This window comes from Streptomyces sp., from assembly GCF_031181555.1.
In the GTDB taxonomy this organism is placed as follows: Bacteria; Actinomycetota; Actinomycetes; order Streptomycetales; family Streptomycetaceae; genus Streptomyces; species Streptomyces fimbriatus.
In genome coordinates this window covers 1-5,241 of sequence record NZ_JAPSKQ010000270.1, presented here as the reverse complement: position 1 = coordinate 5,241, position 5,241 = coordinate 1, and the positions used below count along the sequence as shown (strand labels likewise).

At 70.0% G+C, this 5,241-nt stretch carries 6 protein-coding genes; all 6 read right to left on the bottom strand.

Features of this window, described 5'->3' with window-relative positions:
• The coding region (locus tag RIM90_RS30375; RefSeq protein WP_309063954.1) for an NADH-quinone oxidoreductase subunit L at window positions 1-1,072 on the bottom strand (1,072 nt) is incomplete at its 3' end.
• A gap of 14 nt (window positions 1,073-1,086) precedes the next feature.
• A complete protein-coding gene (gene nuoK / locus RIM90_RS30370; protein ID WP_004927567.1) occupies window positions 1,087-1,386 on the bottom strand; it encodes an NADH-quinone oxidoreductase subunit NuoK in 300 nt (99 codons plus the stop codon).
• The gene (locus RIM90_RS30365; protein WP_309063953.1) at window positions 1,383-2,225 is read right to left on the bottom strand and encodes an NADH-quinone oxidoreductase subunit J; all 843 of its coding nucleotides are present in this window, start codon (window positions 2,223-2,225) and stop codon (window positions 1,383-1,385) included. The genes nuoK and RIM90_RS30365 overlap by 4 nt, the downstream gene beginning before the upstream one ends.
• Window positions 2,222-2,872: an NADH-quinone oxidoreductase subunit NuoI gene (nuoI, locus tag RIM90_RS30360; protein ID WP_309063952.1), complete on the bottom strand. Its 651-nt coding sequence runs from the start codon at window positions 2,870-2,872 to the stop codon at window positions 2,222-2,224. The genes RIM90_RS30365 and nuoI overlap by 4 nt, the downstream gene beginning before the upstream one ends.
• Complete coding sequence (gene nuoH / locus RIM90_RS30355; RefSeq protein WP_309063951.1) at window positions 2,865-4,241, bottom strand: NADH-quinone oxidoreductase subunit NuoH; 1,377 nt, start codon at window positions 4,239-4,241, stop codon at window positions 2,865-2,867. The genes nuoI and nuoH overlap by 8 nt, the downstream gene beginning before the upstream one ends.
• Window positions 4,238-5,241: molybdopterin-dependent oxidoreductase (locus RIM90_RS30350; RefSeq protein WP_309063950.1), on the bottom strand; the 1,004-nt coding region annotated here is incomplete at its 5' end. The genes RIM90_RS30350 and nuoH, both read right to left, overlap by 4 nt.

Here is a 5,241-nt window from a genome sequence, read left to right as displayed (position 1 = left end):
CGAGGAACAGCCCGGCCTTGAAGAAGCCGTGCGTCACCAGGTGCATGATCGCGAAGACGTAGCCGATCGGGCCGAGGCCCGCGGCCAGCACCATGTAGCCGATCTGCGACATGGTCGAGCCGGCCAGCGCCTTCTTGATGTCGTCCTTCGCGCAACCGACGATCGCACCGAACAGCAGCGTGACCGCGCCGACGACGGTGACCACGAGCTGCGCGTCGGGGGCGCCGTTGAAGATGGCCCCGGAGCGGACGATGAGGTACACGCCCGCCGTCACCATGGTGGCCGCGTGGATCAGGGCCGAGACGGGGGTCGGGCCCTCCATGGCGTCCCCGAGCCAGGACTGCAGCGGCACCTGGGCGGACTTGCCGCAGGCGGCGAGCAGCAGCATCAGGGCGATCGCGGTGAGCTTGTCCTCACCGGCGGCACCGGCGAGCCCGGCCTCCTCGTGGCTGCCGAGCACCGGCCCGAAGGCGAAGGTGCCGAACCACAGGAACATCAGCATGATCGCGATCGACAGGCCCATGTCGCCGACGCGGTTGACCAGGAAGGCCTTCTTCGCCGCCGTCGCGGCACTGGGCTTGTGCTGCCAGAAGCCGATCAGCAGGTAGGAGGCGAGACCGACGCCCTCCCAGCCGACGTACAGCAGCAGGTAGTTGTCGGCGAGGACGAGCAGCAGCATCGCCGCGAGGAACAGGTTCAGGTAGCCGAAGAAGCGGCGGCGCCGCTCGTCGTGCTCCATGTACCCGATGGAGTACAGGTGGATCAGCGAGCCGACGCCGGTGATCAGCAGGACGAACGTCATCGACAGCTGGTCGAGCCGGAAGGCGACGTCGGCCTGGAAACCCTCCACCGGGATCCAGCTGAACAGGTGCTGTGTGAGGGTGCGTTCCTCGGCGTCCTTGCCCAGCAGGTCGGTGAACAGCACCAGGCCGAGCACGAAGGAGACACCGGCGAGCAGCGTGCCGATCCAGTGGCCGACGGCGTCCAGCCGGCGTCCGCCGCACAGCAGGACCGCCGCTCCGAGCAGGGGCGCCGCCACCAGCAGCGCAATCAGGTTCTCTGCGTTAGTCACGGTTCAGCGACCCCTCACAGCTTCATCAGGCTGGCGTCGTCGACCGAGGCCGAGTGGCGGGAACGGAACAGGGACACGATGATCGCGAGCCCCACCACGACCTCCGCGGCGGCGACGACCATCGTGAAGAAGGCGATGATCTGGCCGTCGAGGTTGCCGTGCATCCGGGAGAAGGCGACGAACGCGAGGTTGCAGGCGTTGAGCATGAGCTCGACGCACATGAAGACGACGATCGCGTTGCGCCTGATCAGCACGCCGGTGGCGCCGATCGTGAACAGCAGGGCGGCGAGGTAGAGGTAGTTGACCGGGTTCACTTCGACGCCTCCTCGGGCCGCTTGAACACCGTCGGCTCGATCGGCGTGCGCTCCAGCCGCTCCTCGGCGCGCTGCTCCAGCGCCCGCAGGTCGTTGAGCGCCTCCTGCGACACGTCACGGACCTGACCGCGCTCCCGCAGCGTCTTGCTGACGGTGAGCTCGGACGGGGTGCCGTCGGGCAGCAGGCCCGCGATGTCCACGGCGTTGTGCCGGGCGTAGACACCGGGCGCCGGCAGCGGCGGGAGGTACTTGCCCTCGCGGACGCGCTGTTCGGCCAGCTCCCGCTGCGTCCTGGCGCGTTCGGTGCGCTCGCGGTGGGTGAGCACCATGGCGCCGACGGCGGCCGTGATGAGCAGGGCGCCGGTGAGTTCGAAGGCGAAGACGTACTTGGTGAAGATGAGGGTCGCGATGCCCTCCACGTTGCCGTTCGCGTTCGCCTGGCCGATGCCGTTGAACTCACTGAGCGAGGCGTTGCCGATGCCCGCGATCAGCAGGATGCCGAAGCCGAGCCCGCACAGCAGGGCCAGCCAGCGCTGGCCCTTGATGGTCTCCTTCAGGGAGTCCGCCGCGGTGACGCCGACCAGCATCACCACGAACAGGAACAGCATCATGATCGCGCCGGTGTAGACGACGATCTGCACGACGCCCAGGAAGTAGGCGCCGTTGGCCAGGTAGAACACCGCCAGGACGATCATGGTTCCGGCGAGGCAGAGCGCGCTGTGCACGGCCCGCCTCATGAAGACGGTGCACAGGGCGCCGATCACCGCGATCGTGCCGAGGATCCAGAACTGGACGGCCTCTCCGGTGGAGGTGGAGTAGGCGGCGAGCTGCTCGGTCATCGCCCGATCACCTTCTCCGACGCCGGTTCCTCCGCGCCGAAGGTCGAGGCGGCCTCCTGCACGACCTCGCCCTTGGAGTGGGCGGCCTGCTGCTCCGTACCGGGCGCGGCCTCGGTCACCAGGCCCCGGTAGTAGTCCTGTTCGTCGGTGCCCGGGTACATGGCGTGCGGGGTGTCGACCATGCCCTCCTCCAGTCCGGCGAGCAGCTGCTCCTTGGTGTAGATGAGGTTGGCGCGGCTGGAGTCGGCCAGTTCGAACTCGTTGGTCATCGTGAGCGCGCGCGTGGGGCACGCCTCGATGCACAGGCCGCACAGGATGCAGCGGGCGTAGTTGATCTGGTAGACGCGGCCGTAGCGCTCGCCGGGCGAGTAGCGCTCCTCGTCGGTGTTGTCCGCGCCCTCGACGTAGATCGCGTCGGCGGGGCAGGCCCAGGCGCACAGTTCGCAGCCGACGCACTTCTCCAGGCCGTCCGGATGGCGGTTGAGCTGGTGCCGTCCGTGGAAGCGCGGAGCGGTGGTCTTCTGCTGCTCCGGGTACTGCTCGGTCAGCCGCTTCTTGAACATGGCCTTGAAGGTCACGCCGAAGCCGGCCACGGGGTTCAGGAAACCGGGCTTCGTCTGCCCGGCCTCCTTGGGCTCCTCAGCCATCGGACGCCTCCTTTCCATCCGTAGATCCACCCAGAGATCCGTCACCCTGAGTATCGGGGCCGCCACTGACGATGAGCTCCCGCTCCCGCCGCGAACGGCGCCGCGGCACCGGCGGCAGCTCCTGCCCCGGCAGCGGCGGCACGGGGAATCCGCCCGCCATCGGGTCGAAGGCGGCCGGGGCCTCGGCGGGCTGCTCGGCCTGCTTCGCCTTCCCGCGGAACATGTCGGCGACGAAGGAGAGCAGCAGCAGGGCGAGGACGCCCGCGGCGATGTAGAGGGCGATGTCGGCGAAGTCGTAGTTCTCGTTCCGCAGGGCCCGCACGGTGGCGACGAGCATCAGCCACACCAGCGAGACCGGGATGAGGACCTTCCAGCCGAGCTTCATCAGCTGGTCGTAGCGGACCCGCGGGAGCGTGCCGCGCAGCCAGACGAAACCGAACAACAGGGTCAGCAGCTTGCCGGTGAACCAGAGCATCGGCCACCAGCCGTGGTTCGCGCCCTCCCAGAAGGTGCTGACCGGCCACGGGGCCCGCCAGCCGCCCAGGAAGAGGGTGACGGCGACGGCCGAGACGGTGACCATGTTGATGTACTCGGCGAGCATGAACATCGCGAACTTGATCGACGAGTACTCGGTGTTGAAGCCGCCGACCAGGTCGCCCTCGGACTCCGGCATGTCGAAGGGGGCGCGGTTGACCTCGCCGACCATCGTGACGATGTAGAGGATGAAGGAGAGCGGCAGCAGCAGGACGAACCAGCGGTCGGTCTGCTGCTCGACGATCGTCGACGTCGACATCGACCCCGAGTAGAGGAACACGGAGGCGAACGCGGCGCCCATGGCGATCTCGTAGGAGATCATCTGCGCGCAGGAGCGCAGGCCCCCCAGCAGCGGATAGGTGGATCCGGAACTCCAGCCGGCCAGGACGATGCCGTAGATGCCGATCGAGGCGACCGCGAGGAGGTAGAGAACCGCGATCGGCAGGTCGGTGAGCTGCATCGTGGTGCGGTGGCCGAAGATCGAGACCTCGTTGCCGGCCGGGCCGAAGGGGATCACCGCGATCGCCATGAAGGCCGGGATGGCCGCGACGACCGGCGCGAGGACGTACACCACCTTGTCCGCGCGCTTGACGACGACGTCTTCCTTGAGCATCAGCTTCACGCCGTCGGCGAGCGACTGGAGCATGCCCCAGGGGCCGTGCCGGTTGGGGCCGATGCGCAGCTGCATCCAGGCGACGACCTTGCGCTCCATCACGATGGAGATCAGCACGGTCACCATGAGGAAGGCGAAGCAGAACACCGCCTTGACGACGACCAGCCACCAGGGGTCGCGGCCGAACATCGAGAGGTCTTCAGCGGCGAGGTACGGGCTCATCCCTCCACCTCCTTGGGGGCCTCGCCGGCGAGCGCCGCCGGGCCGATGCGGACGAGGGAGCCGGGCTGTTCCCCGGTGTCGGAGGCGACGCCGCCGCCGACGGAGTTCATCGGGAGCCACACCACGCGGTCGGGCATCTCGGTGATCTCCAGCGGCAGTCGGACCGTTCCCGCGGTACCGGTCACCACCAGCGGGTCGCCGTCCTTGACGCCGACCTCGGCGGCCGTGGCGGCCGACACGCGCGCGTGGGCGGCGTGCCGGGTGCCGGCGAGCGCCTCGTCGCCCTGCTGCAGGACGCCCTGGTCGAGCAGCAGCCGGTGCCCGGCGAGCACCGCCTCCCCGGCGGCCGGCCGGGGCAGGGAGCTCGCGGTCTCCAGCGGTTCGGTGGCCCGCGGCCCGTCCCAGGCGCCGAGCCGGTCGAGCTCCGCGCGCACGGTGCGCAGGTCCGGAAGCCCCAGGTGGACGTCCATGGCGTCGGCCAGCATCTGCAGCACGCGCGCGTCGGTGGGCGCGGGACGCCGGGTCATCTGGTCGGGCTTGAGCGCCGCCTCGAACATGCGGACCCGGCCTTCCCAGTTGAGGAAGGTGCCGGCCTTCTCGGCGACCGCGGCGACGGGCAGGACGACGTCGGCGAGCTCGGTGACCTCGCTGGGCCGCAGCTCCAGCGAGACCACGAACCCGGCCTCGGCGAGTGCCGCACGCGCGCGTGCCGGGTCGGGCAGGTCGGCCACCTCCACGCCCGCGACCAGCAGCGCCTGGAGCTCGCCGCGTACCGCCGCCTCGACGATCTGGCCGGTGTCGCGGCCGTAGCGGTGCGGCAGTTCCGCGACGCCCCAGACGGCGGCGACCTCCTCACGCGCGCGCGGGTCGGTCGCCGGGCGGCCGCCCGGCAGCAGCGACGGCAGCGCGCCCGCCTCCACGGCGCCCCGCTCCCCGGCCCGGCGCGGGATCCACACCAGCCGGGCACCGGTCGCGGCGGCGGGGCGGGCCCGCGGCGGCG

Bases quoted from the DNA above. Each gene is read 5' to 3' on its own strand.
- nuoI (WP_309063952.1), bottom strand. From the start codon at position 2,872: ATGGCTGAGGAGCCCAAGGAGGCCGGGCAGACGAAGCCCGGTTTCCTG.
- RIM90_RS30365 (WP_309063953.1), bottom strand. From the start codon at position 2,225: ATGACCGAGCAGCTCGCCGCCTACTCCACCTCCACCGGAGAGGCCGTC.
- nuoH (WP_309063951.1), bottom strand. From the start codon at position 4,241: ATGAGCCCGTACCTCGCCGCTGAAGACCTCTCGATGTTCGGCCGCGAC.